Origin of the sequence: Myxococcus sp. CA056, assembly GCF_013336715.1 — a bacterium.
Lineage (GTDB): Bacteria > Myxococcota > Myxococcia > Myxococcales > Myxococcaceae > Myxococcus > Myxococcus llanfairpwllgwyngyllgogerychwyrndrobwllllantysiliogogogochensis.
The window spans coordinates 63,819-88,903 of record NZ_JABUMT010000022.1 but is presented as its reverse complement, the minus strand read 5'-3'; the positions used below and the strand labels follow the sequence as shown (position 1 = coordinate 88,903).

Sequence of the window (25,085 nt, the reverse complement as noted above, 5' to 3'; positions counted from 1 at the left end):
GGCGGTCAGCACCGCCCGCTGGCGTTGGACGCCCGTGACTCGAATGGAAGTGGCTTGAGGCCCGGGCGGTCCGTCAGAAGCGGCCGCCCAGGCTGAGCCCGGCGCTGAAGAGGTCGCCGTCATCATCGGCGCCGGGGGCGAAGTCTCCGCCGCCGGCGAACACGCGATAGGTGGCACGCGCGCCCGCCGTCACGCCGTTGTAGCGGTACTCGACTCCGGCGGTGAGCGGCACCTCGGCCAGGAAGGTGTCGTCGAACTGGCGCGCGTTGGCCTCGGAGGTCGCGTCCAGGTAGCTGACGCCCACGCCCGCGCCGAGGAAGGGCTTCCAGTTCTCCCGGACGGTGGGGCCCACCTTGGCCAGCGCTCCCAGGTTGTGGCGCCACAGTGTCGCGTTGTCGATGTCCGCGAAGCCGTTGGCGGAGCCCTCGTAGCCCAGCTCCAGGCCCACCGCGGGCAACAGCTGCGCATCCGCCTGGAGCCCCAGGAACGTGCCCACATCCGTCTCCGTGCCCAAGTCACCGGTGTACGCCGTGACACCGCCTCGGACGGTGAGGCCGGGGGCGCCGAAGAAGGGGGCTGGCTGCTGCTGTTCGCGCACCTGGGAGTCCTTCGCGAGGGAGGGGGCAGCCCATCCCAAGGTCGCCAGCAGCACGCCTGCTCGCCAGATTGGAAGCACCATGTCGGATTCCTCCTCCTTGGGACGCCCCAGGGGGCCCCTGGCAAGGATGAGGTCGTCTCGTTCAGAGAAGGCCCGGCGCCTGGGGAAGCCCAAGGTGCCCCGCTGGCGGAGGGAGCGGGTAGACTCGCCGGCCATGAGCGCGCCCAACATCCGCCGAGCCGTCCAGTTGCTGCCCGCCTGTGCCACGACGGGGATTGGAAGCCTGCCCCATACGCAGGTGGAGCTGGGGCTCCAGGTCGCCCTGTCGATGGACATCCCGTTCCTCCCGCAGCTTCCGGTGGGCAAGCCCTCGGAGCTGATGATTCCGGCGGCGCTCGAGGGGTTGCCGGGCCTGCGCTTTGACGAGGAGGGCCTGTGCACGGTGGACCTGAAGGCCTGGGAGGAGGGGCGCGGCGAGTTCGAGGCCAAGCTGGACGCGGCCCTCGCGGCGGGGACGCTGGAGGCGTACGAGCCCACCCCCGAGGCGTGCCGTGCGTGGCGTCCCTTCTTGTGGGAAGTGGAGCATCGCAAGCTGGCGTTCGCGAAGGCGCAGCTCGCGGGGCCGTTCACGGTGCGCTCGGTGGCGCGCACGGACTCGGGCCTGTCCGCGCTGGAGGTACCCGGACTGGACCAGGTGATTTTCCGACTGGTGCTGGCGCGCTCGCTGGCGATGGTGAAGGCGCTGCGGCGCGCGGGCACCACGCCGCTGTTCTTCCTGGATGAGCCCGGGCTCTATGCCTTCCAGCGCGTCCAGCCTCGTCACCTGCTGGCGCTCCAGGAGCTGAGGCTCTTGGTGGTGGCGCTCCAGCGTGAAGGCGCGCTGGTGGGGCTGCACTGCTGTGGCAACACGGACTGGGCCGCGCTGCTGGACGTGCAGCCGGACCTGTTGTCGCTGGATGTGCGGCTGTCGCTGGATGCGATGCTGGAGGAGGGTGACGCGCTGGAGCGCTATCTGAACTCTGGCGCGACGCTGAGCCTGGGCATCATTCCCACGGACCTGGCGTCGACGTACGAGGTGACGGAGCTGGCGGATTCGGTGGAGGCCTCGTTGAAGGCCGCATTGCCGCGCGGCTTCACCTTCCCTCGGGCCGTGTCGACGGTGCTGCTGACGCCCGCGTGCGGACTGGCCATGCGCTCGGTGGTGGATGCGGAGCGCGTCCTCTCCGAGTTGAAGGTGGCCCAGCGGAGGCTGCGTGGCGCGCTCGAAGCCGAGCGCCCCGTGCTGCACGCGCCGCCTCCGCACTGAGCAAGGCGGCACGGTGGAGGTCGCGTGGAGCGCTCGAAGCCGAGCGCCCCGTGTTGCACTCGCCGCCTCCTCACTGAGCAAGACGGCCACGGAGGCCGTCCGCGCTCCGGTGTCGGACGCTCCACGCCAAAAGGCGCGGAGCGAGGAGTGTCTACTGGCGGCCGAGCCTCAGCTCTCGTTCGGCCTGCTGCCAGTCCTGCTCGTGACTGCCGTGGTTGCCGCCTCGTGCCAGATAGATTTCGTAGGCGCGCCGGGCAATCTGCTCATGAGGAATGGGGCCGCGTGAGGCCTTGGACCCGTTGGCGTGTTCCGTGGGCTGCGTCGCCGTATGCGGGGTCGACTTTTGTGTGTTGTTGCGAGCCATCGAGGCGCCTCCGGGAAAGGGCGCGCGAAGCTTGAGTCTCGAGAGGTGCACGCGAAAGCGACCTGATGCGTTGGGGGTTGGCGACGCAACATGCCGAGTGACGCCGTGTCGCGCGGTGGACAGCGCGGGCGCGTGACGCGGATTTGACGTGACTCGCGAGGCAGAGCGAGCAGGCACGGCCCTACTTCAGCGCGGTCATCGCTGCTTCGAGCGCGCGCTGCATCGCGGTGCTCATGCCGAGGGTCGCCGCTTCAGACGGTGTGCACCAGCGCAGTTCCTGGAATGCCGCCGAGCGGGTGGGGCGCAGCGGCCCCGATACCCGGTAGAGGCGCAGCGTGAGGTCGCGATGGGTGAGCTGCCGCTTCACCGTGCCCAGCATGGCCTCCAGCTTCACGCCCGCGCCCAGCGCTCCAGTGAGGCGGAGTGTGGTTTCCGCTTCGGTGGCGTCCTCATCCACCTCGGCGGCGGGGAGTTCCCACAGGCCCCCGAAGAGGCCGGAGTCCGCGCGGCGAGCGAACAACAGGGTGTCCGCGTGGGCCCACACGGCGAGGGCCAGCGTCAGCTTCTTCGGCGCGGCGCGCACCCTGGCGGGTGGCAGCTCGTCCACGCGGCCCTTGCGGAAGGCGACGCAGCCGGTGCGCACCGGGCACAACAGACACAGCGGGTTCTCCGGGCGGCACGTCGTGGCGCCGTGCTCCATGAGCGCCTGGTTGAAGTCGCCGGGCCGCTCGCCCTTCACCAGCAGGGTGGCGAGTTCCCAGAGCGTGGCCTCTCGCTCGCGGTCACCGGGGAGACCTTCCACTTCGAAGAGTCGGGACAGCACGCGCGCGACGTTGCCATCGACGAGCGGAGCCTGTTCTCCGAAGGCGATGGAGGCCACCGCGCCGGAGGTGTAGCGGCCGAAGCCAGGGAGAGAGAGCAGCTCCGCCGCGGTCGAGGGCAGCTTGCCGCCGAAGCGCGACACCACTTCCTGCGCGGCGCGGTGCAGGTTGCGCGCGCGGGAGTAGTAGCCCAGGCCCTTCCAGCCGGAGAGAACGTCATCCAGCGGAGCGGCGGCCAGGGCGAGCACCGTGGGGAATCGCGCGAGGAAGCGCTCCCAGTAGGGAATCACGGTGGCCACCTGCGTCTGCTGGAGCATGACCTCGCTCAGCCAGATGGCATACGGGTCCTTCGTGCGGCGCCAGGGCAGGTCGCGCTTGTTCCGGTCGTACCAGTCCAACAGGGGGGCGCGGACCGAGGCGAGGTGCGCGGTGCTCGGAGTCACCGTGGGAACACGGGCCGACACGACGGTACGCGGTGGACGACCGCGCTTCGCGCGAGGAGGCTCCACGGGTGTGGCCTCATGAGTCATCGCGGCAACGGGGACTGAAGACTGTGCGGGCACGGCTTCAGGCTTGCGCGGCGGACGACCTCGACGCGGACGGACCACGTTCCGGTCCTGCTCCGTCGTGGGTTCGGCCGGGGGCGCCGCACCCGAGTCCAGCATTCCAAGCTGCGTCTGGGTGTCCGGTGTTGCGGCGCGCTTCGTGGGGCGACTGCGGGGACTCATGCGTCTTTCTTCACGGGGTTGGCCATGCGGTGGGCAACACGGTCGAACAGGCCGGGGACGAATCGGTTGGCCAGTACCATGACGCGTCCGGGGAGGGTGAGGATGGTGTCGCGCCGTCCTCGCACGCTCGCGCGCACCATCGATTGGGCGACTTCCTCCGACGACATGGCCTTCAACGGAACGGCTTCCTGCGCCCAGCCCTCCGCGTTCAACCGGTGCTCGCGGAACTCGCTCTCGGTAAAGCCCGGAGACACGAGCAGCACGCGGATGCCCTCCGTCGCCAGCTCCGTGCGCAGCGACTCCGTCATCGCGTTCACCGCGGCCTTCGACGCGCAGTACCCACCCAGCAACGGCAACCCGCGATGTCCGAGCACGGAGCTGACATTCACCACCTGGGCCCCGCGCCGTCCGCGCAGCAGTGGCAGCGCCGCGCGAGTCACCCGCCACAGCGCGAACACGTTCAGCTCGAAGACCTGCCGAAGCTGCTCCTCGCTGATGGACGCCAGGGGGCCGTACAAGCCCTGGCCCGCGTTGTTCACCAGCACGTCCAGCCCACCGAAGGCGGCCTGTGTCTCGCGCATGAGGTGCTCCACGTCCTCGCTGCGCGTCACGTCGCACCGCACGGACAGTGCCCTGACGCCGAGTGACTCCACTTCATGGGCCACATCCTCCAGTCGCTCCAGTCGCCGGGCGGCGAGCACGACATGCGCCCCGGCAGCGGCGTAGGCCCGAGCCGCCGCGCGGCCGATGCCGCTGGACGCTCCTGTGATGAGGACGACTCGCTCCTTGAAGGGTTGGCTCTTCATGGTGGCGGGGACCATACTCCCAGGGTTGCGCACCCGGACTGTCATTCAACCCGCTCCGGGGGCTCGTTTCCCTGCCTGTTCCCCTTCTGGCGGAGCGAGCGAACGCCTAGGATGCGCCGCCTCCATGCGGCGCCCCCCTCTCAGCAACGACTTCTCCTGGTCCAAGAGCCGCCACGAGAAGTTCTCCGAATGCCTGCGCTCCTACTACTTCTACTACTACCGCTCGTGGGGCGGGTGGGAGGCGGACGCGCCGAAGGACGTGCGAGAGCTGTACGTGCTCAAGAAGCTGGCCAACCGCTTCAGTTGGGCGGGCAGCATCGTGCACGAGCAGATCAAGGACGTGCTCCTGGACTGGCGCGCGGGGCGCACTGTCGACCCGGCCGCGGTGGAGGCCCGGGCCCGCAAGGTGATGCAGGACGACTTCCGGCACTCGCGCGGGAAGCTCTACTGGTCGCAGAAGTACCGCAAGCCGTTCACCGGACTCGTCGAGCACGAGTACGGCGACGTGCTGCCGGACGAGGCCTGGAAGCAGAACTGGGAGACGGTGCGCGCGGCGCTGGCGTGGTTCTTCACGTCGCGCTGGCCCGTCATCGCCAAGAGCCTCAAGCCCGAGCAGTGGTTGGAGGTCGACGCGGGCTTCGACTTCGCCCACTTCACGCTGAACGGGCTGAAGGTGTTCGCCATCCCCGACTTCGCCTTCGTGGACGCCGACGGCACGCCCGTCGTGGTGGACTGGAAGACGGGCAAGTCTCGCGATGGCTATGACGAGCAGGTGCTCGGCTACGCGCTCTACGTGTCGCAGCGCTACCGCTTCCCGGTGGAGAAGGTGCGCGCGTCGCTGGTGTACCTCAACGAGGGCAAGGAGCAGGACGTCCAGGTGGACCTGGGCGCCATGGCGTCCTTCCACCAGCACTTCGAGACGAGCGTGGCGAAGATGCGCTCACTCTTGAAGGACCCGGCGACGAACACGCCGCTGGACGCGTCCGCCTTTCCGACCTCGGAGTCCCTGTCTCCGTGCGTGCGTTGCGTCTTCCGTCGTCCCTGCGGGCGAGAAGCCGCCGTGACGGCGCAGCAGTCCTCGTCCCAGCAGGTGGCGTGAGGCGTCAGCGGGTGGAGGCGAGCCGGCGCACGACGACGCCGGCCGCGTTCATCCCGAAGCACGACGTGACGAAGGACACGCTTCCGTCAATCTGCGTGCGGTGGTCGCACGTGTGGAAGTCGTTGTCGTTCGGGCACACGCAGAGGAAGCCGTCCGTGGAGTCGTCGTAGTTGAGGGCCACGGGCATGCGCCGCGCTTCGATGGAGTAGACGGCGGTGATGCCGGTGTGCCGGTCCGTCTCCACGCCGTACTTGCGCTTGAGCAGCTTGCGGATGTCCTTGGCGAACGGGTCCATGTGCGTCTCGGACAGGTCCTCCACGCGGATGGCGGTGGGGTCCAGTCGCGCGGCGGCGCCCATGGAGCTGACCACGGGAATGCCCAGCGACACGCAGCGGTGCAGGAGGTGCAGCTTCGCCTTCACGTTGTCGATGGCGTCGACGACGAAGTCGTACTGACCGGCCTGGAGCATCTGCTCCGCGATTTCCTCGCGGTAGAACTCGCGCACGGCTTCGACCTTCGCCTCCGGGTTGATCTCCCGGCAGCGCTGCGCCATCAGGTCCGCCTTCGGCTTGCCCACGGCCTTCACCGTCGCGTGGAGCTGGCGGTTGGTGTTGGTGACGCACACGTCATCGTGGTCCACCAGCGTGAGGTGGCCGATGCCACTGCGCACCAGTCCCTCGGCCGCGTAGCTGCCCACGCCGCCCAATCCGAACACCACCACGCGTGCGTTGGCCAGCCGCTCCATCGCAGTGTCGCCCAGCAGTCGGCCCGTGCGGTCGAAGCGCCGGGACAGCTTGAAGGGCCTGGCGAGCGAGCCCGTGGCCGCATTCGGCGTGGCCGTCGTGGCGGCGGGCGGGGTCTCGGGCTGGGGAGGGGCGGGCGGTGGGGGCTGCGGGTTCATGGGAGTCCTCTATAACGCGACCGCTCGCCTACCGCGAAGCGGGGGGAAAACCTTCCCGGAAGAGCCTGCGGGCATTCTCGGTCGTCCGCTGGGCGACCTCGTCGAGGGGCTCCCCTCGGACGCGGGCCATCCCCTCCAGGATGTGGGGCAGGTAGGCCGGCTCGGAGCGGCCCCCCCGGTGGGGCGTGGGCGCCTGGTCCGGGGCGTCCGTCTCCGCCATCAGTCGCTCCAGGGGAATGGCGCGCAGCGCATCCAGCGGCTTGCGTGCCTCCGCCCACGTCACCGGGCCCGCGAAGGAGAAGTGGCAGCCCTTCTGGAGATAGAAGCGCGCCAGCTCCACGCCGCCGCTGTAGCTGTGCATGAGCAGGCCCGCCTCCGGAATCTGCTCCTGCTTGAGCAGTTCGATGAGCGCGGGATGGAGTCGGTGACAATGCATCAACACGGGGAGCTGGTGCTTGCGAGCGAGCGCCAGGTGCCTCCGGAGCACCGACACCTGTCGCTCCAGCGGCGCGCCGGGAAGGGACGGACCATCCAGTCCGCACTCGCCCACGGCCACCGCGCCGCCCTTCGACAACAGCGCGTCGAGCAACTCCAGCGCCACGTCGTCCTCCTCGGGCGTCATCTCCGGCAGGAGCTGGGGGTGGATGCCCAGGCCCACCTGGATGCGGGGCTCGTTCCGGGACAGCGCCAGCAAGGGTTCCCAGTCATGCGTGCCCACGCCGGGGATGAGGATGCCTTGGAGGCCCGCGGCCCAGGCTCGCTCCAGCACGAAGGTTCGGTCCTCATCGAATCGCGTCGCATCGAGATGGCAGTGGGTGTCGATCATTCATCACGCCGTGGGGCATCGCCGTTCAATCAGGAACACGCTTCTGGAACCCACCCCGGGGAACCATCGCGGTCATTTTCCCGAGGCTATACGCCCTCCTCTTTTTTGGAGGGGCAATATGGACAAGCGAGTCGTCGGGGCGCTGTGTTGCGCGCTGTGGGTACTCTCGTCGGGGTGTGCTGACGAGTGCGTCGACCAGTTCGATTGTCGCGCGGACAATGGCCAGCCCGCCGAGGGGCAGGAGTGGGTCTGCACCGCCGACAATGAATGTGAGCAGCGTCCCATTCCCGCTCCTCCCGAGCCGGACGCGGGAGAGCCTGACGCGGGAGAGCCGGATGCGGGTGTCCCGGATGCGGGAGAGCCTGACGCGGGCGTGCCGGATGCGGGCCCGGCGGATGGTGGAGGCCAGGGCACGGCGGGGAAGGGCGAGAGCTGCGCGGCCTCCGCGGATTGCATCGCGGGCTTGCGCTGTGAGGGCACACCCCTGACGTGTCAGGCGCAGCATGTCGCAGTGACGGGGCGCGACGACGCGGGTGTCTCGAAGGCGCTCGTCATGCGCTACGACACGCCGGGCATGACGGCGTTGTCGGACGGGGATACGGACAGCCGCTACCCGCGCTGGGCACCGAGCGGCACGCGGGTATCGTTCGCGCAGGGGGCCGTGGACACGTCCACGGAGAAGGTCGCGGGTGACCTGACGGTGCGCGATGTTCCGCTCGTTCAGGGGCAGGCCCTGGTCCTCGCGGATGGTGGTTCGGGCAACACGGAGAGCTTCCGCTCCATGGAGTGGGAGCCGAGCAGCTCCATCGCCTGGGTGCGGCAGAACGGCAGCAGCCGCTCGGGCATCTCCGTGGTGTCGACGGACCCCGCGGGCAGCGTGGTATCGCAGGCCACGACGACGGGCGCGTTCCCGGACTGGGCTCCGGATGGCACGACGTTCGTCTACAACGTGACGGGCGAGGGCCTGTTGACCTCGAGCCTCGGCGCCTCGCCGACGCCCCTGGCCAACTCGGGGGCCACCGCGGAGCAGGCGCACTACAACCACGTCAATTCCCAGCTCCTGTTCCTGTCCAACCCGAACAACGAAATGGTGACGTTCGCCGGGGACGCCATCCCCGTGCCGCTGTTCCGGCTGTACTCGCTCAACGTGACGGGGGGTGGGCAGCCCCAGCTCATCGCGGATGTCTCCACGGAGACGTCCACGGATGGCACCATCGACTCGTTCATCGCCAGTCCCATCTGGGCTCCGGATGGGACCTGGTCCGCGTACGTGCGCGCGTACTACTTCAAGCCCACCACGGGAGATGCCGTGCTGTGCGGCGGGGGCGTTTCTCCCTGCCAGACGCGACCGGGCAACGCCGTCTTCCTGCGCGCAATCAATCCGCAGGATGGCACCGCCACGGGCACCGAGGTGCGGCTCGCGGATGACGGCACGCTCCCGTCGTTCTCTCCGGACGGACGTTTCGTTGCCTTCATCAAGGCGGGGCAGCTCAACGTCCAGCAGGTCGACCCCGCCACCGGCGCTCCGGTGAACGCGGCCATCGTCCATCCCAGGGCGGGCTACACGCTCCAGACAGGTGACAGCGACGACCACCGGCCGCGCTGGCAGCCCCGGTAGTCCGAGTCGTGTTTGGCCCGCGTTCCGGTGAAGTGTCCGGGGCGCGGGCCTGCCGTCCTTCGCGAGCGACGCGTCGAGTACTGCTCGGCCGCGCTGGCAGCCCCGGTAGTCCGAGTCGTGCTCGGCCCGCGTTCCGGTGGAGTGTCCGGGGCGAGGGCCTTCCGTCCTTCGCGTGCGACGCGTCGAGCCTTGCGGCTCGGGGTGTCACCGGAATAGGCAGGGGCCCTCGGTCCGCCGCATGTGTGGGGGCCGTGCCCCGGAGGACTCGGATGAAGACTGGCCTCGTGACGCTCGGTGTCCTGCTGTTCGCTGGCTGTGCCACCGTGCCGACCGCGCGACTGGACGATGGCGGCGGTGGCACCGTGGCCGCTGACCCGCACCCGGACGTGGAGCCTGTGCGCCTGGAGACGCGCGCGGGCACCTTCCTGGTGCACCCGAACAACGCCGAGGACTTCTCACGCGCGCTCGCGGGCGAGCCTACCCAGCAGAACTACACCAGCGAACTGCTGGCGGGAGACTGACACCCAGGGCTCCCGGCCGCGTCCCGAGTCGAGGGAGCGGCCCGAGGGAGCCTGGGATGCTGTCGTGCTTCAACCTACGACGATGATGCGGCGCCCCAGGGCCCGCGCCATCTGCGGCGAGGTCATCACCTCCAGCGCCTCACCGAGTTCGCCACCGGCCGTGTCGAAGGCCGCGGCGATGACTTCCCCCACGGTGAGCTGGGCCCTCTCCGCGGCCACCCGGGCCCGCTGAGCCGTCCGCCGGAGCGCGGGCATCACCCGGCGACCCTGCCTGCGGACCGTGACGCTCTTGCGTGTCGTCCTCTTGGCCATGTGCTCCTCCCACCACGCGGTTCAGCGCGGGTGAGTACACCTGGGGTCTGACATATGCAGACGAGGTGCCAGTCGAAGGCTCACCTGGCAGGTAACCTGCTCTACGGGATTTCCCTGTAGTGAAGCAGGGTTCCAGGTTCACCACCTCACGGTAAACGTCGGGGTTCGGAACCGATTCCTCGTTCTGTCGAGATTTTTCGTTCAGCCAGCCCGGGAATCTCGACGTTTCGTTCAAGAGTCGAGAGTCGGCCAGAAGCCGCAAGGACTGCGAGTGTGCTCAGTCTTGAATGACTCAGGTGTCATTCGAGCCCCGCCCTTTTGGTCGAAAAATTGGCACTGCGGGGTGAGGCTGACACGCGCGTCGCGCTCTCGTGGGCGGAGTGTTCAGTGCGGTATACGCCGGCGCATGCCTCAGACCCTCTGCCCGAGCTGCGGTCATAGCCCCATTCCCCGGGGTGCCACGGCCTGTCCCGCCTGTGGTGAGCCGTTCGATCATCTCCAGTCGTACAAGAAGGTCGGCCGCACGCGGCTGGACAGGTTGGGGGACGCGGTGGACGACGACGCCACGGTGTTCGGTGGCGACCTGGTGACGAGCGCGGTGTCCGCCCATCCAGGGCCCGTGGCGGGTGTGCTGGGGGCGAGCGCGGCGGCGTGGTTCCTGCGAGCCGGTGGCGTGTTGGGCTCGCTCCAGGACCCCTCGTGGACGTACGGGCTGGTGGCGCTGGACCTATTGCTCGCGCTGGTGCTGGTGGTCAACCGGGGGCCCGCGAAGGGGCTCGCGCAGACGGGGCTGGTGGTGCAGCTGTTGGCCACGGCCTGGCTTGCGCGCGCGGCGCCGACGGCCCCGGTGCACGTGGCCTACTTCGCGCTGGGACTGGTGGCGCTGACGCTGGTGCTGGGCGAGCCCGGCGCCGCGCGGCGGTACGTGGGCCTGGGGCTGGGACTCGCCGTGGCGTTGGCGTCGTCGGCGCTCCTCGCCATTCCGGGGACGCTGACTCCGGGGGGCGGTGGCGGCGTCCGCCAGCTCCTGGTCGGCAGCGAGCTGGGATACCGGCTGGAGCTGCCCGTGGGGTGGGAGCGGCTGACGCGCGAGCAGCTCTCCACGCACCTGGTGCTGCCCACGGCGACGCTGAATGGCAGTGGCGTGGGCTTCGGCGACGTGGCGCGAGGACGCTTCGGTCTCTTGTGGGTGGAGCGCTCGCCGGGTGTGTCGCTGGCGGCGGGGTGTCAGGGCCTGCTGCGCTCGTTGGGGGGGGCGTCGAATGCGCCGTTGACGCGTCCCGCGCCCGCGGCGCTGGGAGGCCGCACGCAGCTCTACGCGCTGAACACGTCGGCGGGGGCGCGAGGCACGCTGGGCTGCGGGCTGCTGGCGGATGGTCGACTGGTGGGGCTGGCCGTCGTCGCCGCCGGGTCGGGTGATGTACAGACGGGCGATGCGCAGGGGGCCGCGGCCTTCGCGGCGGTGGGCGAGGGACTCGCGTTGCAGTAAAGGGCAGCCCGCCATGAACGTTCAGGTCCTCTTCCACGACAACTGCTTCGACGGTGCCGCGAGCGCCGCGGTGTTCTCCCGCTTCTATCGGGAGCGCGTCCGCGCGGACGCGGCCTTTGGCTACCAGGGCCTGAATCACAAGCCGGGCGCGGAGGGCATCGACCCGGCGGTCTTCACTGGCGAGGAGAACGTCATTGTCGACTTCCGCTACAGCCAGGACGCGCGGCTGACGTGGTGGTTCGACCACCATGCCTCCGCCTTCCAGCAGCCGGGGGACGAGGCGCACTTCCGCGCGGACACCAGCGGGCGCAAGTTCCACGACGGGCACCGCAAGAGCTGCACGAAGTACCTGGCGGACGTGGCGCACGAGCGCTTCGGCTGGGATGCGTCGTCGCTCTCGGACCTCATCCACTGGGCCGAAATCATCGACGGCGCCCAGTTTCCGTCGCCCCAGATGGCGGTGGCGCTGGAGGAGCCCGCGCTGCGCATCATGACGGTGCTGGAGGCGAACAAGGACCCGGCGCTCATCCCCGAGGTCATCCGGCGCATGCAGTCGGAGTCGCTCGCGGAGCTCGCCGCCTCGCCGCTCATCGCCACGCCGCTGGCCCCGCTGCTCTCGCGTCACCAGGGCCACATCGAGCTGGTGCGCGCGAAGGCCCGCTACGAGCGCGGCGTCGTCTTCTTCGACCTGGTGGACGAGGGCGTCGACAGCCTCAACAAGTTCATCGCGTACGCGCTCTATCCGGATGCGCGCTACACGCTGTGGGTGGGCAAGGGCGCGTCGCGCGCCAAGGTGTCGCTCGGCTCCAACCCGTGGAAGCCGGAGCTGCGCAAGCACGACCTGTCCGCGATTGCCGGCCGGTTCGGCGGTGGCGGCCATCCGGTGGTGGCGGCGGCCAGCTTCAAGGCGGACCAGTCCGACAAGGCCCGCGCCGCGTACCAGGAGATTCTCGCGGAGCTGTCCACCGCGGGCTGACGGAGGGGCGGACTACCGGCGCTCGAAGAACGAGAAGCCGGCCAGCCGCAGCAGTCGCACCACCGTCACCATGGGCAGGCCCTGCACGTTGGCGCGGTCTCCTTCCAGTCGCGCCAGCAGTGCCTGTCCCGCGCCCTCCACGCGGTAGCTGCCGCAGCAGCCCTCCCACTCGTTCAGGTCCAGGTAGCGCTCCAACTCGTCGGGCGTCACGGCGTGGAAGGTGAGTCGGGCGGTCTCCACGGCCTCGCTGACGTGGCCTCCGGGGCCCACGAGGCAGACGCCGGTGTGGATGTCGTGGGTATGGCCCAGCAACTTGCCCAGTTGCCCGCGCGCGGCGTCGCGGTTGTCGGGCTTGGTGAGCGTCTCGCCGGCGACTTCGACGAGCTGGTCGGCGCCCAGCACCCAGGCGTCCGGGTTGCGCGCGTGGACCGCGCGGGCCTTGCGGGCCGCCAGCTCCCGGACCGCCTCCTTCGCGGACAGGTGGGGAGCCACCGTCTCGTCCACCCCTGGGGAATGGGTGCGGTAGGGCAGGCCCAGGCCGTCCATCAGCGCTCGGCGGGCGCTGGACGTGGACGCCAGAATCAAGTCTCTCATGGGGCTCCCACCCTAGTTCACCCGAGCGCGCGCGGGGATGCCGCCTGCCGAGCGAGCATGCACGTCCCCGCTTCCCGGCCACGAGGTGATGCCGTAGCCTGACGCCCCATGTCGCGGCGCGGTCTGCTCGCCCTCTGCCTTCTCCTCACCGCGTGTAAGCGGAACGCCTCGGCCCCGGAGACGGGAGACGCCGGTCCGCCGGAGGTGTCCTCGGTGAAGGCCCCGGCGGCCAATGCCTCCCCGGCGGAAGGTGCCGACGTCGCCTCGCGTCCCGTGCAGCCGCTCGCGGTGTGTCGCGCGCAGGGCAGCTCTCCGCTGGACGCGGCGCGCGGGTACTACGACGGAGGTCGCTTCGAGGAGGCGCTGTCGTGCGCGGCGCAGGCGGCGGCCCTGGAGCCGGACCTCGCGGCGGCCCATGCCGAGCGCGGCGTGGCGCTGGCCGCGCTGGGACGCGAGCCCGAGGCCCAGCTCGCCTTCGCGCGGGCGCTCGCCATCGACCCGGGGGACTCGGATGCGCTGCTGGGCGCGGCGCACCTCTATGCCGTGCAGCTGCCCTCCACGCGCGAGCGAGACGAACTGGGCACGCTCTACGCCGAGCGCGGCCTGTCTCAGCCCGGCACGCCTCCGGAGCTGATTCCGCATCTGGCGCTGGTGGCGGCCATGGCCTTCAACGACCTGGGCCAGTCGGAAGAGGCCCTGGCGCGCGCGGCCATCGTCCTGGCCCGGGAGCCGGGCAGCAGGGAAGCGCTCTACGAGCGGGCCCTGGCCCTCTTCGAGCTGTGTCGCTTCGCCGAGGCGAAGGTGGCCTTCCAGGGGCTCGTGTCCGACGCGGAGCGCGCCGCGCATGCGCACCAGCACCTGGGCTTGCTGCTGGAGCGAGAGGGGAAGTGGAAGCAGGCGCAGGTCCACTTCGACAAGGCCCGGAGCCTGGCGCCGGAGGACTTCCCGACGCCGCCCCTGCCTGGCGAGGACGCCTTCCGCCTGGACGTGGCGCGGGCCGTGTCGGAGCTGCCCGTGGACATGCGGGGTGACCTGGAGGGCGTGCCCGTCACCGCGGAGGAGTTGCCCGCCGAGGGTGACTTGCTGGCCAACCAGCCTCCGCTGTCGCCCACCATCCTTGGATTGTTCAGAGGGCCGCCGCTGGGCGCGCCGTGCGACGGAACGGAGACACCGTGCCGCTCCGTGGTGCTCTACCGACGCAACCTGGCGAGGGCCGTGCGCACGCCGGCGGAGCTGCACGAGCAGATTCGCGTGACATTGCTGCACGAAATCGGGCATCTGCGAGGGGAGGACGATGAAGAACTGGCCGCGCGCGGCCTGGAGTGACGCGAATGGCCATCAACGTAACGCTTCCCGTGGCACGTACGACTCCCAAGGGCGCGAAGTCCCTGCGCACCGGAAACCCCTGGCTGTACCGCACCGAGCTGGCCGCCCCGCCCGACGTGACGGGCCCTGGCGCGGTGGTGCTGGTGGTGGACTCGCAGGGCAACCCCATTGGCCAGGCCCTCTATGCGCGGCGCTCCCCGCTGGCGCTGCGGCTGCTGACGCGCAAGCCTCCTCGCGAGCAGCCGGTGAACGACCTCTTCTTCCGTCGTCGCCTGGAGGCCGCGCTCGCGCGCAGGTCCTCGCTGTCCGGGCGCGACGGTCTGCGGCTGGTGCATGGTGAGTCGGACCAACTGCCCGGTCTCTTCGTGGACCGCTACGGCAAGGGCCTGACGCTCCAGACGCTCTCCGAGGGCATGGACGCCCGCAAGGAGTCCCTGGCGAAGATGCTGGTGGAACTCACCGGCGCCACCCACGTGGTGTGCCGCGACGACGCCTCCGGCCGCGACTTCGAGGGCCTTCCGCGCGAGTCGCGCTTCCTGCACGGCGAGGGCGAATCGCGCTTCACGTACCACGAGGGCGACAACCGCTTCGAAGTGGACCTGCTGGGCGACATGAAGACGGGCGCCTTCCTGGACCAGGTGGACAACCACCTGCGCGCCGGAGAGCTGGCGCGCGGCGAGGCGCTGGACCTCTTCAGCTACCACGGTGGCTTCGCGCTGGCCCTGGCTCGCAACTCCGAGTCGGTGCTCGCGGTGGAGCAGGACGAGAAGGCCGCGGCGCGCATCGGCGAAAACGCCCGCGCCAACAACCGGACGAACGTCAGCGTGGAGAACGCCAACGCCTTCGATGTGCTCAAGCGCTTCGACTCACAGAGCCGGCGCTTCGACACCATCGTGTTGGACCCGCCGGGGCTCGCCAAGCGCCGCGAGGGCCTGGAGACCGCGCTGCGCGCCTACCACGAGCTGAACCTGCGCGCGTTGCGCTGCTTGAAGCCGGACGGACTGCTCGTCACCTGCTCGTGCTCCGGCAAGCTGGACCGCGCGGGCTTCGAGGAGATGCTGCTCGGCGCCGCGGCGGACGCCAAGCGCCCGATTCAGATTCTGGAGCGCCGGGGCGCGGGCCTGGACCACCCGGTGCTCGGTGGGTTGCAGGAGACGGAGTACCTCAAGGCCCTCTACGTGCGCGCCCTCTAGCAGCGCGCGCGCACGGGGACGACGGGGCTGCTCACGACAGCCCCAGCTCCTTGCGCAGCTTGCCCACGACCTTGAAGTACTCGGTTCGAGGGAAGGGGACATTCAGGATGTGGAAGTCCTTCTTGGCCAGCCCCACGCAGCCGAAGCAGTAGTTGCAGTCCTGCAGGTTGCGGCAGAGCACCAGGTACGCGCTGGTGGTGCAGTTCTCGCTCTGCAGGCAGTAGGCGCACGCGTGACAGCTCTTGCACTCCACGCAGTGCGAGCAGTTGTTGCACAGCTCGCACCGCGTGCAGTGGGTGCACTGGAAGCAGCTGTCGCAGTCCTTGCAGAACATGCAGTTGGCGCAGCGCTGACATCCCTCGCATGCGTAGGAGCCGGGGTTGCCGGGGTCCGACGCAAAGCTCTTGGTGAGCTTCTGGAGTTGTTCCAGGAACTCCCGCTTGCCGAGCGTCGCCACCAACGCGCGTGCGGCCTTCTCCGCGGCGAGCGGATCCACTGCGTCGGGCCGCGTACCTTTCTCCTTCACCACCCGGGACACTCCTTGCCCATTGTCGGGGCTCACTGAAGCCGGGCCAGCCCGGCCAGGTCGATTCCACGCGCCACCCGCCGCACCTCCACCGTACCCGGGAAACCCCGGCTGGTGACGGCCACCACGAAGCGGTCGCCCACCAGCAGGTTGGCCTCCGCCAGCGACTCCTCCGCGTCGTACCTCACGAAGCCCACCGCGTCCTTCCAGTGGATGGGGGCCGCCGGGTCGCTGGGTGCCCGGTCCTTGGCCCGCTCCGCCGCGTCGCGGATGGCCTGTCCAATCTTCTCGCCCATCGTGGTGTCCACGATGCGCACCTTCACCTCTCGTCCCTCACCTCGGGTGAACAGGCGCTCGGCCTCGGAGACGGACACCTCGCCGTACTTGCCGGTGGAGCCCTGGGTGCGCGCGACGGTGAACCCCTCCAGCGTCTCTGGGAGGAAGGGGGCCAGCGTCTTGAAGTACACGCAGGGCGCGCTCGCGGCGGGCACGGAGGCTTCCACCTCGCGTGAGGCGCCGTCACGGTCCAGGCATCCGACACCTGGAGCGAGCGCGAGCAGGGCGGCGGTGAGGCGGAGGAGAAAGTTGTCGCGCACGGACGAATCAAAGGGTATCCCCGGCCCGCGCGCAATGGACCTCTCGAAGCTCAACCCTCCTCAGCGCGAGGCCGTGGTTACCCTCCAGGGGCCCTTGCTGGTTCTCGCGGGTGCTGGCAGCGGCAAGACTCGCGTCATCACCCACCGCATCGTCCACCTGCTCAACGAGCGACCAGACCACATCCTGGCTCGCAACATCCTCGCCGTCACCTTCACCAACAAGGCGGCGACCGAGATGAAGGAGCGCCTGGTCCACATGGCCGGGCCGCGCGCGCAGGGCGTGCTGGTGTGCACCTTCCACGCCTTCGGCGCGGAGATGCTCCGCGAGGACATCCATCGCCTGGGGTGGCCCAAGAAGTTCGCCATCGCGGACATGGGTGATCAGCTGGCCATCATCCGCCGCGCCATGCGCGAGCACCGCATCGACGACCGCGCCTTCGACGCGCGCAAGGTGCTCAACCTCATCTCCAAGGCGAAGAACTCCGGCAAGGCCCCGGAGCCCAAGCCGGAGGGCATCGGTGATGACTACGACCTCATCACCCACATGGTGTACCCGGGCTACCAGCTCGCGCTGAAGGCGCAGGGCTCGGTGGACTTCGATGACCTGCTCCTGTTGCCCGCGCGGCTGTTGCGCGAGCACTCGGACCTCTACGTCAAGTACACGCGCCGCTTCCGCTACCTCCTGGTGGACGAGTTCCAGGACACCAACATGGCCCAGCTCGACGTGCTCAAGCTGATGGCCGGCGAGTCGCGCAACGTGTGCGCGGTGGGTGACGACGACCAGTGCATCTACTCGTGGCGCGGCGCGGAGGTGCGCAACATCCTCCACTTCGACCACTTCTTCCCGGGTGGGAAGGAGGTGCGACTGGAGCAGAACTACCGCTCCGTGCAGATGGTGCTGGACGCGGCCAACGCCGTCATCGCGAAGAACCCCGAGCGCAAGGCCAAGCAGATGTGGACCGACCGCAAGGGCGGCCCCAAGGTCAAGGTCGTCGCGTGCCCCAATGACGAGGAGGAGGCCCGCTTCGTCGCGCACGAAATCCAGAAGCACGTGTCGCTGGGCGTCCCCGAGGACGACATCGCGGTGCTCTACCGGACCAACGGCCAGTCCCACCCGGTGGAGGAGATGCTGCGCGAGAAGGGCATCCCCTACGAAGTCGTGGGCGGCAGCGAGTTCTTCGACCGGCGCGAGGTGAAGGATGTCATCGCGTACTTCAAGGTCATCGTGAACCGGCTGGATGAAATCTCCCTGATGCGCATCGTCAACGTCCCGTCCCGGGGCATCGGCGACGTGACGATGGAGCGGCTGCACGGGCACTCGCGCTCCGAGGGCGTCACCCTGTGGACGGTGATGCGCAAGGCCACCGAGTACGAGGATTTGCCCCCCGGCGCCGGCGAGAAGGTCCGCGAGTTCGTGGAGCTGGTGGAGCGCTACCGCGCCGCGTACGAGCACGGCCAGCTGGCCACCGTGACGCGCAAGCTCCTGGAGGAGATTGGCTTTCGCGAGGCCACGCGCGCCCACGCGCCCAGCGCCACCAGCGCGGACAAGAAGCTCAAGGGCGTGGATGGGGTGCTCGGCTCGCTGGAGCGCTTCGAGAAGCGCGAGGGCCCCAAGGCCAGCCTCCTGACGTACCTCAACCGCCTCAGCCTGGACACGAAGCAGGAGGAGGATGACGACGTGCCCGGCGCCAACCGCCGCGTCACCCTGATGACGGTGCACGCGTCCAAGGGCCTGGAGTACCGGCTCGTCTTCTTCATCGGCATGGAGGAGGACCTGATGCCGCACGGAGGCATGCAGGGCGAGGCGCAGAACCTCGAGGAGGAGCGCCGCCTCTGCTACGTGGGCATCACCCGCGCCAAGGAGACGCTGTACCTCACGCGCGCCGTCACCCGCGTGAAGCGCGGCAAGGAAGCCCCCCGGACGCCCTCCCGGTTCCTGGAGGACCTCCCTCCGGAGGTCGCCGAGCACGTCGCCATGGACGCGCCGCGTCAAGGCGACCCCACGCCGGAGGAGAAGAACTTCTTCGCGAACCTCAAGGAGCGCTTCAAGAAGCCGGCGCCCGGGGCTCCGGGGGGCGGTGGGGTGCCTGGGCGGTAGGGTGGGGTGGGGGCGGCAGACAGGCTTTCCAGGGGCGAGGCCCCACCAACCTTGACTTGATCCCCCATGCCGACTAGGAGGGTCGGCCTTTCCAGGCCTCCGTGGAGTTTCAACGGCGGACCTGCGGTTGGTTAGGCACGTTCAGCGGTTCCCCGGCATGCACCTGGCGGCCGCGAGAAGTTTGGAGTGCAAGAAATGTCGCAGAAGACCTACAGCGCGAAGGCTGGGGACATCAAGCGCCAGTGGCACGTCATCGACGTGTCCGACAAGGTGCTGGGCCGCGCGGCGAGCCAGATTGCCACCCTGCTCAAGGGTAAGCACAAGGCCATCTACACGCCGTCCATCGATACGGGCGACCACGTCATCGTCATCAACGCCGAAAAGGTGAAGGTGACGGGAACGAAGGAGCAGGACAAGCTCTACTACCGGCACTCCCGTGCGGGTTTCCCCGGTGGTTTGAAGATCACCAACCTGGAGAAGCTCCGCCAGCGTCACCCCGAGGACGTCATCCTCAACGCCGTGCGCCGCATGTTGCCCCGCAACGCGCTCGGTCGGCAGATGATGACGAAGCTGAAGGTCTACGCAGGTGACACCCACCCGCACGCCGCCCAGAAGCCGGCCGCGTTCGCGGTCGAGGCGTAAGGGAGACAACGTCCATGCCCATTCACCAAGAGCTCGGTTTCTACGCCACCGGCCGCCGCAAGGAAGCCACCGCCCGCGTGTGGCTCCGTCCCGGCACGGGTCAGGTCACCATCAACGGTCGGGAGATCAACGACTACTTCGGTCGTGAGACCTCGAAGATGGTGCTCAATCAGCCTCTCGAGATCCTCGAGCAGAAGGGGAAGCTCGACGTCACCGTGAACGTTCGCGGCGGCGGTCTCTCCGGTCAGGCCGGTGCCATCCGTCACGGCATCGCTCGCGCCCTGTGCGCCTTCAACCCGGAGTTCCGTCCGGCGCTGAAGAAGGCCGGCTTCCTCACCCGCGATGCTCGCGCGGTCGAGCGCAAGAAGTACGGTCAGCCGGGCGCGCGTCGCCGGTTCCAGTTCTCCAAGCGCTAACCGCTCAGGTTGGTTGCTCGGTTGTCTCCCGCGGCGGAGGCTCTCTCACGAGGGTCTCCGCCGTGGTGTTTTCCGGGACTCACCATTTCCCTCGGTCGCTTCGGCGCGGGGGCGTCTGCTACGATTCCAGGCGCCCATGGAACTGAATGAGATTCTCCAGATCGCCCTGCGCGGCGGTGCCTCCGACATTCATCTCAAGGCAGGCCTGCCTCCCATGTTCCGGGTGGATGGCTCGCTGGTGCCGTTGAAGGACGGTCGTCGCCTCCCTCCGGAGGAGGTGGCGCGCATGGCCTTCGGCATCATGAACGAGTTCCAGAAGGAGAAGTTCAAGTCGAGCAACGAGGTGGACCTGGCGTACGGCGTGCCGGGCCTGGGCCGCTTCCGCGTGAACGTCTTCCAGCAGCGCGGCACGGTGGGCGCGGTGCTGCGTGTCATCCCGTTCAAGGTGATGACCATGCAGGACCTGCTGCTGCCCCAGGTGCTGGCGAAGATTTGTGGTGAGGAGCGCGGCCTGGTCCTGGTGACGGGGACGACGGGCTCGGGCAAGTCCACGACGTTGGCGGCGATGATCGACCACATCAACGCCAACGAGACCAGCCACATCATGACGATTGAGGACCCCATCGAGTTCCTCATCCGGGACAAGCGCTCCATCGTGAATCAGCGCGAAGTGGGCGTGGACACGATGAGCTTCGCGCAGGCGCTCAAGAGCGCGCTGCGGCAGGACCCGGACGTCATCCTCGTGGGCGAAATGAGAGATCACGAGACCATCGAGACGGCGCTGCACGCGGCGGAGACGGGCCACCTCGTCATGTCGACGCTGCACACGCTGGACGCGACCGAGACGGTCAACCGCATTGTCTCCGCCTTCCCTCCACACCAGCAGAAGCAGGTGCGCATCCAGCTCGCGAGCGTGCTCAAGGGCGTGGTCAGCCAGCGTCTGGTGCCGCGCGCGGACGGCAAGGGCCGCGTGGCCGCGGTGGAGGTGCTGCGCGTCACCGCGCGCGTGCGCGAGCTCATCGAGGACAAGGACCGGACGAAGGAGATTCACGACGCCATCGCCCAGGGCACCGACTCCTACGGCATGCAGACCTTCGACCAGTCGTTGATGAGCCTGGTGCGACAGGGGCTCGTCACCTACGAGGAGGCCCACCGGCAGGCGTCCAACCCGGACGACTTCGCGCTGCGCTTCTCCGGCATCAGCGGTACGTCCGACTCGAAGTGGGACAACTTCGACGCGAAGCCCGGCGATGCCCGCCCGATTCCCGGCTCGGCCGCCTTCGCGCAGAAGGGGGCTCCCACGGGAGCCGCCGCGCCGCCTCCGGCTTCACCGCCCACGCCGGTGCCCGCCCAGGCCCAGCGTCCGGGCCCGCCCATGGCTCCCGCCGCCGCCCGCCCGCCCGCGCCCGCCCAGGCCGCGCGTCCACCGGCCCCCGCGCCCGCTGCACGTCCTCCCGCTCCGGCCCCCGCGCCCGCACCGGCGGCCGGCGGCGACGACGACTTCCAGATCGAACGCTTCTGATGTGACAGCGGTGCCCATCCAATCGAACGGATGGGCCCGCTGGCCTGAGTGAGTCGCCCCGCACGGCAGCCCGTCAGCACCCGCCGACTGGACGGTTCGCCTGCGTGAGTCGCGCGGAGCGGGAGCCGCATCGTCCAGAGGGGCCGGCTCGCTCCGAGCGGTGGCTTCGGCCGGTTCAGCGGTTGACCAGGACCGTCCGAGCGCTTGACGTTGAGGCAGGGCAGGGGGCTCGCCCCTCCAGTCGCCCCGGGCCCTTCAGCCGCGAGCTTCGTCTCTACGCGTCTTCCTCACCGAGCATGGCGCGCAGCCGCGACAGGCGCAGCGGCCCCATGAGTCCCTCACGCGAGAGCACCTGGAGCAACTGCGCGGTGGCGTGCACCTTGGCCTCCTGCTCCTCCTCGGGCTTGTTGGCGATCTCCGCGTCGAAGAGTGAATCGATGTGTTCGGGGTTGATGGGCGCGGGCCCTTCTTCCCAGGCGATGTCGAAGAGCGCGCGGGCCATGGTCTCCCGCACCTTGCGCTCGCCGTCGTTCGGCGCGCCCTTCACGAATCCAAGGAAGAGGGCGTCCACCGCTTCCTTGGTGAGCCCCGCCAGCGCGGGTACTTCGCCCAGGGACTCCTTCACGTAGTCCCGGTCGAACGAATCCACGTCCTGCGCGTAGCCGAAGGCTTCCTCCAGGAGGATGGAGGCGATGAACGCGTCCGTCTCCTCCTCACTGGCGCCTTCCTCGGCCAGCGCCTCGCGGGCCTTGCGAGCCGGCTCGGCCAGCTCCGCGTCCTCCATCAGCGCGCGCGCCGAGGCATGGGCCGCCAGCAGCACGAGCGCGGCCTGGGCATCCGAGGACAGGACGCGGCCTCCCACGTCCATGAGGATGGAGGCCTGGCGCGGGTGAGCCTTGGCGGCCTCGGTGAAGGACTTCTCCTCCGGAGCGAGGGACTCTCCCGCCTGCTGCTTGCGGAGCGTCTCCTTCGCGACATCGGCCGTGAGGAAGCGGGCGAGGACAGGGTGCATGCCCGCGCCTGTTACCACATGCTACGTATCCCGCCATGCTCTCGGAGGATGAAGGACCGGAGGCCGTCCAGCGCGCCACGGATGCGGGCCTCAAGCTCCTGGCGGCCCGCGCCCGCACCCGCCACGAGCTGCTCCAGGCCCTGGAGAAAAAGGGCTTCCCGTCCTCCGTGCGCGCCGCCGCGCTCGCCCGGCTCCAGGGCTGGGGTTACCTCGACGACACCCGCTTCGGCCGCGAGCGCGCCGCCTCCCTCCTGAAGGGCGGCAAGGGGCCCGCGGCCGTCCTCCATCGCCTCCACTCCCATGGGTTGTCCGAGGACGAGGCCCAAGGTGCGCTCGACTCCGCCCGGGACGCGGTGGAGTTCGACGCGGTGGCCGCCGCGCGCACGGCCCTGGAGAAGCGGGGGCTGTCGGCTCGCCCGCCCGACGGGAAGGCGTGGGCCCGCGCCGCACGGTTCCTGTCGGGTCGTGGATTCTCCCAGGACGTCATCCATCAGCTCCTGGGAGAACCTTCGCTGGACCCCTCGGGGCCGGACGAATAGCGTGGCGCCGATGCGTTCCGCCGTCGCCTTCCTGACCACCGTCCTGCTGCTCACCTCCGGTTGCGCCGCCCTCTCCGGCACGCAGGGCGGAGACCCTGACTACGCCGTCACCGCCGAGGAGAACCTCCGACTCGGCAGCGAGGCCCTGGAGAACAAGGACTTCCTCAAGTCCCAGAAGTACTTCGAGTACGTCCGCGCCAAGTTCCCCTACCAGGAGGCCGCGCGCGAAGCGGAGCTGCGACTGGCGGACCTGGACTTCGCTCGCGAGGCCTTTCCGGAGGCCCGGGACCAGTACCAGTCCTTCATCAAGCTCCACCCCACCCACGCCAAGGTGGACTACGCCGCCTTCCGCTCCGCCCTCACCCACGTGGAGGAGTATCCCTCCGACTTCTTCGCCCTCCCGCCCTCGGAGGAGAAGGACCAGGTGGAGATTCGCGCGGGGCTGTCCACCATGGAGGAGTTCCTCCGCCAGTACCCCGATTCGGAGTTCGCCCCGGAGGCCAAGAAGCATGCGGACGAGGCGCGCAAGCGGCTGGCCGAGCACGAGCTGTACGTGGCCCGCTTCTACACGAAGCGCGAGCGCTGGAAGGCCGTCGCCCAGCGACTGGAGGCCCTGCTCACCAAGTACCCGGGCACGCCCTTCGAGGAGGAGGCGCTCTTCGACCTGCATGAGGCGTACGTGAAGCTGAATGACCCGAAGCGCGCGGAGGAGACGCTGCGCCAGGTGCTGCGCCGCCTGCCCGGGACTCCCGCCGCGGAGAAGGCCCAGCGCATGCTGGGCACGTGAGGACGACGCAGCAGTGGAGTCGCCTGGGCGGCCTGTTCATCGCCGGACTGGCGGTGCTCGCCGCCTGCGCGGTGCTCGTCCCCCGGCTCCTGGGCTTCGCCGCGGGGCCCGAGGCGGAGGTCATCACCGTCCTGAAGCAGACCGAGGCCTACGGGCTTTCCCTGCCCATCCCCCACGCGGCCGTGCCGCTCGTCTCCCAGGAGCACCACTTCGCCCGCATCACCGTGACGGTGGAGCCCGGTGCGAAGCGGGCGGAGGCCTTCGCCACCCTCGACTTCAAGGGGACGCTGGGCCCTACCCAGGTGGGCACGGCCGGCGTGGAGCGCGTGCCCTTCGTCTTCAAGAATGGAGACTGGGAACCCGAGCCCTCCGCCGCCCCCCGACTGGTCGCCGTGGTGGCCGCGCTGGAGGCCCGGCGCCGCGCGCTCGAGACGGCGAACGCGGAGGCCCTGAGTCGGCTGACCGTGCCGGGAAATCCCGGAGTGGCGGGACCCGAATGGGAAGAGCTGAAGATGATGCGAGGACGCGTCTATCGGGCGGAGGCGTGGTACATCCGTTTGGAGCGGGAGGAGGCGGTCGTCACGGAGCACTGGCGGCTGCAGGGCTCTCTCCCGTCGAGGCCGGTGGACACCCGGGGCCAACGGTCGCTGTCGCTCACGCTTCACGGTGATGAATTCTTGTTTTCGCCCGGGCTCATGTAGGCTACCTGCGTCGGAGGCAGGGCCCGAGGACGGGCCGAGTCATGGAAGAGCCCCTCAAGCAGCTACTGACCCTCGGGCGCGGCTACTTCGAGAAGAAGCAGTACGCCCAGGCCGAGCAGTACCTCGCGAAAATCGTCGAGCAGAATCCGACGTTCGCGGACGTATTCAACATGCTCGGCATCATCTACCACGACCAGGGCCAGTTCGCCCGGGCGCAGCGGGCGTTCGAGTCCGCGCTGAACCTGAATCCGGCGTACACCGAAGCGGCGCTGAACCTGGCGGTCATCTACAACGACATGGGGAAGTACGCCGAGGCGAAGGAGGTCTACCAGGCCGCCTTGTCCCGGCAGAAGACCGGCCCCGGTGAGTTGGACCCCTACGTCGAGAAGAAGATCGCCAACATGTACGGCGAGATTGGCGACGTGTACGCGTCCAGCGGCGCCTGGCAGAAGGCCGTCGAGGAGTACCGTCGCGCGCTGGGCCTGTGTCCCCAGTTCGTGGACATCCGCCTCAAGCTGGGCAACGCCCTGCGCGACGCGGGTGACAACGTGGCGGCCATCGCCGAGTACGAGCAGGTCATCGCCCAGAACCCATCCTTCATCCCAGGCCGTATCCAGTACGGCGTGGCGCTGTACTCCGCCGGTCGCAGGGCGGAGGCGGTGCAGGTGTGGGAGGACGTGCTGGCGCGCAGCCCGGACAACAAGAGCGCGCAGATGTATCTCAACCTGGTGAAGGACCCCGGCAAGGTGGAGCAGGCGGGTTGATGAC

27 protein-coding genes are annotated in these 25,085 nt (G+C 69.2%); 16 read left to right on the top strand and 11 right to left on the bottom strand.

Features of this window, described 5'->3' with window-relative positions; all coding sequences use genetic code 11:
* Window positions 1–73: 73 nt before the first annotated feature.
* Complete coding sequence (locus tag HUA76_RS42745; protein ID WP_174458542.1) at window positions 74–679, bottom strand: outer membrane beta-barrel protein; 606 nt, start codon at window positions 677–679, stop codon at window positions 74–76.
* A 133-nt stretch (window positions 680–812) separates the two neighbouring features.
* Here HUA76_RS42745 and HUA76_RS42740 point away from each other — a divergent pair, with 133 nt between their 5' ends.
* On the top strand, window positions 813–1,904 hold the full coding sequence (locus HUA76_RS42740) for a hypothetical protein (protein WP_174464184.1): 1,092 nt from the start codon (window positions 813–815) through the stop codon (window positions 1,902–1,904).
* A gap of 151 nt (window positions 1,905–2,055) precedes the next feature.
* Here the strand turns inward: HUA76_RS42740 and HUA76_RS42735 are convergent, their stop codons facing one another.
* The 3 genes from HUA76_RS42735 to HUA76_RS42725 form a co-directional block, all read right to left on the bottom strand.
* Complete coding sequence (locus HUA76_RS42735; RefSeq protein ID WP_141648123.1) at window positions 2,056–2,268, bottom strand: DUF2934 domain-containing protein; 213 nt, start codon at window positions 2,266–2,268, stop codon at window positions 2,056–2,058.
* A gap of 181 nt (window positions 2,269–2,449) precedes the next feature.
* Window positions 2,450–3,619: an A/G-specific adenine glycosylase gene (gene mutY, locus HUA76_RS42730; RefSeq protein WP_217440919.1), complete on the bottom strand. Its 1,170-nt coding sequence runs from the start codon at window positions 3,617–3,619 to the stop codon at window positions 2,450–2,452.
* A 194-nt stretch (window positions 3,620–3,813) separates the two neighbouring features.
* The gene (locus HUA76_RS42725; protein ID WP_174458543.1) at window positions 3,814–4,638 is read right to left on the bottom strand and encodes an SDR family oxidoreductase; all 825 of its coding nucleotides are present in this window, start codon (window positions 4,636–4,638) and stop codon (window positions 3,814–3,816) included.
* 109 nt (window positions 4,639–4,747) lie between these two features.
* On the opposite strand from HUA76_RS42725, the gene HUA76_RS42720 reads away from it, so the two are divergent.
* On the top strand, window positions 4,748–5,722 hold the full coding sequence (locus HUA76_RS42720) for a PD-(D/E)XK nuclease family protein (protein WP_141648125.1): 975 nt from the start codon (window positions 4,748–4,750) through the stop codon (window positions 5,720–5,722).
* 4 nt (window positions 5,723–5,726) lie between these two features.
* Here the strand turns inward: HUA76_RS42720 and HUA76_RS42715 are convergent, their stop codons facing one another.
* Both HUA76_RS42715 and HUA76_RS42710 read right to left on the bottom strand, forming a co-directional pair.
* Window positions 5,727–6,623, bottom strand: a complete 897-nt coding sequence (locus HUA76_RS42715; RefSeq protein WP_174458544.1) for a ThiF family adenylyltransferase — start codon at window positions 6,621–6,623, stop codon at window positions 5,727–5,729.
* Between the two features lie 28 nt (window positions 6,624–6,651).
* Window positions 6,652–7,449, bottom strand: coding sequence for a TatD family hydrolase (locus HUA76_RS42710; protein WP_174458545.1), 798 nt, complete (start codon window positions 7,447–7,449; stop codon window positions 6,652–6,654).
* 118 nt (window positions 7,450–7,567) lie between these two features.
* Here HUA76_RS42710 and HUA76_RS42705 point away from each other — a divergent pair, with 118 nt between their 5' ends.
* Window positions 7,568–9,067: a PD40 domain-containing protein gene (locus HUA76_RS42705; RefSeq protein ID WP_174458546.1), complete on the top strand. Its 1,500-nt coding sequence runs from the start codon at window positions 7,568–7,570 to the stop codon at window positions 9,065–9,067.
* Between the two features lie 269 nt (window positions 9,068–9,336).
* Window positions 9,337–9,588 (top strand): hypothetical protein, encoded by a 252-nt coding sequence (locus HUA76_RS42700; RefSeq protein WP_141648505.1) that lies wholly within the window; start codon window positions 9,337–9,339, stop codon window positions 9,586–9,588.
* 69 nt (window positions 9,589–9,657) lie between these two features.
* On the opposite strand, the gene HUA76_RS42695 is transcribed toward HUA76_RS42700, so the two are convergent.
* On the bottom strand, window positions 9,658–9,900 hold the full coding sequence (locus HUA76_RS42695; RefSeq protein WP_141648506.1) for a hypothetical protein: 243 nt from the start codon (window positions 9,898–9,900) through the stop codon (window positions 9,658–9,660).
* A gap of 406 nt (window positions 9,901–10,306) precedes the next feature.
* Between HUA76_RS42695 and HUA76_RS42690 the strand changes: the two genes are divergently transcribed.
* Both HUA76_RS42690 and HUA76_RS42685 read left to right on the top strand, forming a co-directional pair.
* The gene (locus tag HUA76_RS42690) at window positions 10,307–11,389 is read left to right on the top strand and encodes a zinc ribbon domain-containing protein (RefSeq protein ID WP_174458547.1); all 1,083 of its coding nucleotides are present in this window, start codon (window positions 10,307–10,309) and stop codon (window positions 11,387–11,389) included.
* Window positions 11,390–11,402: 13 nt separating this feature from the next.
* Window positions 11,403–12,365 (top strand): DHH family phosphoesterase, encoded by a 963-nt coding sequence (locus HUA76_RS42685; RefSeq protein ID WP_141648508.1) that lies wholly within the window; start codon window positions 11,403–11,405, stop codon window positions 12,363–12,365.
* A gap of 12 nt (window positions 12,366–12,377) precedes the next feature.
* On the opposite strand, the gene HUA76_RS42680 is transcribed toward HUA76_RS42685, so the two are convergent.
* Window positions 12,378–12,959 carry a nucleoside triphosphate pyrophosphatase gene (locus tag HUA76_RS42680; RefSeq protein ID WP_174464183.1) on the bottom strand — a complete coding sequence of 194 codons (582 nt, stop codon included), beginning with the start codon at window positions 12,957–12,959 and terminating at the stop codon, window positions 12,378–12,380.
* 108 nt (window positions 12,960–13,067) lie between these two features.
* On the opposite strand from HUA76_RS42680, the gene HUA76_RS42675 reads away from it, so the two are divergent.
* Together HUA76_RS42675 and HUA76_RS42670 are read left to right on the top strand one after the other, a co-directional pair.
* Entirely contained in the window at window positions 13,068–14,285 is a 1,218-nt protein-coding gene (locus tag HUA76_RS42675; protein ID WP_174464182.1) for a metallopeptidase family protein, read from the top strand.
* A 5-nt stretch (window positions 14,286–14,290) separates the two neighbouring features.
* Complete coding sequence (locus tag HUA76_RS42670) at window positions 14,291–15,478, top strand: class I SAM-dependent rRNA methyltransferase (protein ID WP_174458549.1); 1,188 nt, start codon at window positions 14,291–14,293, stop codon at window positions 15,476–15,478.
* 31 nt (window positions 15,479–15,509) lie between these two features.
* Here the strand turns inward: HUA76_RS42670 and HUA76_RS42665 are convergent, their stop codons facing one another.
* Together HUA76_RS42665 and HUA76_RS42660 are read right to left on the bottom strand one after the other, a co-directional pair.
* The gene (locus HUA76_RS42665; protein WP_174458550.1) at window positions 15,510–16,007 is read right to left on the bottom strand and encodes a caib/baif family protein; all 498 of its coding nucleotides are present in this window, start codon (window positions 16,005–16,007) and stop codon (window positions 15,510–15,512) included.
* A gap of 29 nt (window positions 16,008–16,036) precedes the next feature.
* Window positions 16,037–16,600 carry a hypothetical protein gene (locus tag HUA76_RS42660; protein ID WP_246137789.1) on the bottom strand — a complete coding sequence of 188 codons (564 nt, stop codon included), beginning with the start codon at window positions 16,598–16,600 and terminating at the stop codon, window positions 16,037–16,039.
* Between the two features lie 34 nt (window positions 16,601–16,634).
* On the opposite strand from HUA76_RS42660, the gene HUA76_RS42655 reads away from it, so the two are divergent.
* The 4 genes from HUA76_RS42655 to HUA76_RS42640 all read left to right on the top strand — a co-directional run bounded on the left by HUA76_RS42655 (window position 16,635) and on the right by HUA76_RS42640 (window position 21,278).
* Window positions 16,635–18,698, top strand: coding sequence for a UvrD-helicase domain-containing protein (locus tag HUA76_RS42655; RefSeq protein WP_174464181.1), 2,064 nt, complete (start codon window positions 16,635–16,637; stop codon window positions 18,696–18,698).
* 195 nt (window positions 18,699–18,893) lie between these two features.
* Complete coding sequence (gene rplM, locus HUA76_RS42650) at window positions 18,894–19,340, top strand: 50S ribosomal protein L13 (protein ID WP_141649452.1); 447 nt, start codon at window positions 18,894–18,896, stop codon at window positions 19,338–19,340.
* 14 nt (window positions 19,341–19,354) lie between these two features.
* Window positions 19,355–19,756, top strand: a complete 402-nt coding sequence (rpsI, locus tag HUA76_RS42645; RefSeq protein ID WP_046712181.1) for a 30S ribosomal protein S9 — start codon at window positions 19,355–19,357, stop codon at window positions 19,754–19,756.
* A 136-nt stretch (window positions 19,757–19,892) separates the two neighbouring features.
* On the top strand, window positions 19,893–21,278 hold the full coding sequence (locus tag HUA76_RS42640; RefSeq protein WP_174464180.1) for a type IV pilus twitching motility protein PilT: 1,386 nt from the start codon (window positions 19,893–19,895) through the stop codon (window positions 21,276–21,278).
* Window positions 21,279–21,552: 274 nt separating this feature from the next.
* Here the strand turns inward: HUA76_RS42640 and HUA76_RS42635 are convergent, their stop codons facing one another.
* On the bottom strand, window positions 21,553–22,290 hold the full coding sequence (locus tag HUA76_RS42635) for a hypothetical protein (RefSeq protein WP_141642446.1): 738 nt from the start codon (window positions 22,288–22,290) through the stop codon (window positions 21,553–21,555).
* Between the two features lie 35 nt (window positions 22,291–22,325).
* Between HUA76_RS42635 and HUA76_RS42630 the strand changes: the two genes are divergently transcribed.
* From HUA76_RS42630 to HUA76_RS42615, 4 genes are read left to right on the top strand one after another with little or no spacing between them, the layout of a single operon-like run.
* Window positions 22,326–22,829, top strand: coding sequence for a regulatory protein RecX (locus tag HUA76_RS42630; protein ID WP_141642445.1), 504 nt, complete (start codon window positions 22,326–22,328; stop codon window positions 22,827–22,829).
* A 10-nt stretch (window positions 22,830–22,839) separates the two neighbouring features.
* On the top strand, window positions 22,840–23,616 hold the full coding sequence (locus HUA76_RS42625) for an outer membrane protein assembly factor BamD (RefSeq protein ID WP_174458555.1): 777 nt from the start codon (window positions 22,840–22,842) through the stop codon (window positions 23,614–23,616).
* On the top strand, window positions 23,613–24,317 hold the full coding sequence (locus HUA76_RS42620) for a hypothetical protein (protein WP_174458556.1): 705 nt from the start codon (window positions 23,613–23,615) through the stop codon (window positions 24,315–24,317). The genes HUA76_RS42625 and HUA76_RS42620 overlap by 4 nt, the downstream gene beginning before the upstream one ends.
* A 41-nt stretch (window positions 24,318–24,358) precedes the next feature.
* Window positions 24,359–25,081, top strand: coding sequence for a lipopolysaccharide assembly protein LapB (locus HUA76_RS42615; RefSeq protein ID WP_141642442.1), 723 nt, complete (start codon window positions 24,359–24,361; stop codon window positions 25,079–25,081).
* Window positions 25,082–25,085 lie beyond the last annotated feature (4 nt).

What these genes read in the sequence shown, in the direction of transcription:
- HUA76_RS42745 (WP_174458542.1), bottom strand. Translation starts at nt 679, where the DNA reads ATGGTGCTTCCAATCTGGCGAGCAGGCGTGCTGCTGGCGACCTTGGGA.
- HUA76_RS42740 (WP_174464184.1), top strand. Translation starts at nt 813, where the DNA reads ATGAGCGCGCCCAACATCCGCCGAGCCGTCCAGTTGCTGCCCGCCTGT.
- HUA76_RS42735 (WP_141648123.1), bottom strand. Translation starts at nt 2,268, where the DNA reads ATGGCTCGCAACAACACACAAAAGTCGACCCCGCATACGGCGACGCAG.
- mutY (WP_217440919.1), bottom strand. Translation starts at nt 3,619, where the DNA reads ATGACTCATGAGGCCACACCCGTGGAGCCTCCTCGCGCGAAGCGCGGT.
- HUA76_RS42725 (WP_174458543.1), bottom strand. Translation starts at nt 4,638, where the DNA reads ATGGTCCCCGCCACCATGAAGAGCCAACCCTTCAAGGAGCGAGTCGTC.
- HUA76_RS42720 (WP_141648125.1), top strand. Translation starts at nt 4,748, where the DNA reads ATGCGGCGCCCCCCTCTCAGCAACGACTTCTCCTGGTCCAAGAGCCGC.
- HUA76_RS42715 (WP_174458544.1), bottom strand. Translation starts at nt 6,623, where the DNA reads ATGAACCCGCAGCCCCCACCGCCCGCCCCTCCCCAGCCCGAGACCCCG.
- HUA76_RS42710 (WP_174458545.1), bottom strand. Translation starts at nt 7,449, where the DNA reads ATGATCGACACCCACTGCCATCTCGATGCGACGCGATTCGATGAGGAC.
- HUA76_RS42705 (WP_174458546.1), top strand. Translation starts at nt 7,568, where the DNA reads ATGGACAAGCGAGTCGTCGGGGCGCTGTGTTGCGCGCTGTGGGTACTC.
- HUA76_RS42700 (WP_141648505.1), top strand. Translation starts at nt 9,337, where the DNA reads ATGAAGACTGGCCTCGTGACGCTCGGTGTCCTGCTGTTCGCTGGCTGT.
- HUA76_RS42695 (WP_141648506.1), bottom strand. Translation starts at nt 9,900, where the DNA reads ATGGCCAAGAGGACGACACGCAAGAGCGTCACGGTCCGCAGGCAGGGT.
- HUA76_RS42690 (WP_174458547.1), top strand. Translation starts at nt 10,307, where the DNA reads ATGCCTCAGACCCTCTGCCCGAGCTGCGGTCATAGCCCCATTCCCCGG.
- HUA76_RS42685 (WP_141648508.1), top strand. Translation starts at nt 11,403, where the DNA reads ATGAACGTTCAGGTCCTCTTCCACGACAACTGCTTCGACGGTGCCGCG.
- HUA76_RS42680 (WP_174464183.1), bottom strand. Translation starts at nt 12,959, where the DNA reads ATGAGAGACTTGATTCTGGCGTCCACGTCCAGCGCCCGCCGAGCGCTG.
- HUA76_RS42675 (WP_174464182.1), top strand. Translation starts at nt 13,068, where the DNA reads ATGTCGCGGCGCGGTCTGCTCGCCCTCTGCCTTCTCCTCACCGCGTGT.
- HUA76_RS42670 (WP_174458549.1), top strand. Translation starts at nt 14,291, where the DNA reads ATGGCCATCAACGTAACGCTTCCCGTGGCACGTACGACTCCCAAGGGC.
- HUA76_RS42655 (WP_174464181.1), top strand. Translation starts at nt 16,635, where the DNA reads ATGGACCTCTCGAAGCTCAACCCTCCTCAGCGCGAGGCCGTGGTTACC.
- rplM (WP_141649452.1), top strand. Translation starts at nt 18,894, where the DNA reads ATGTCGCAGAAGACCTACAGCGCGAAGGCTGGGGACATCAAGCGCCAG.
- rpsI (WP_046712181.1), top strand. Translation starts at nt 19,355, where the DNA reads ATGCCCATTCACCAAGAGCTCGGTTTCTACGCCACCGGCCGCCGCAAG.
- HUA76_RS42640 (WP_174464180.1), top strand. Translation starts at nt 19,893, where the DNA reads ATGGAACTGAATGAGATTCTCCAGATCGCCCTGCGCGGCGGTGCCTCC.
- HUA76_RS42635 (WP_141642446.1), bottom strand. Translation starts at nt 22,290, where the DNA reads ATGCACCCTGTCCTCGCCCGCTTCCTCACGGCCGATGTCGCGAAGGAG.
- HUA76_RS42630 (WP_141642445.1), top strand. Translation starts at nt 22,326, where the DNA reads ATGCTCTCGGAGGATGAAGGACCGGAGGCCGTCCAGCGCGCCACGGAT.
- HUA76_RS42625 (WP_174458555.1), top strand. Translation starts at nt 22,840, where the DNA reads ATGCGTTCCGCCGTCGCCTTCCTGACCACCGTCCTGCTGCTCACCTCC.
- HUA76_RS42615 (WP_141642442.1), top strand. Translation starts at nt 24,359, where the DNA reads ATGGAAGAGCCCCTCAAGCAGCTACTGACCCTCGGGCGCGGCTACTTC.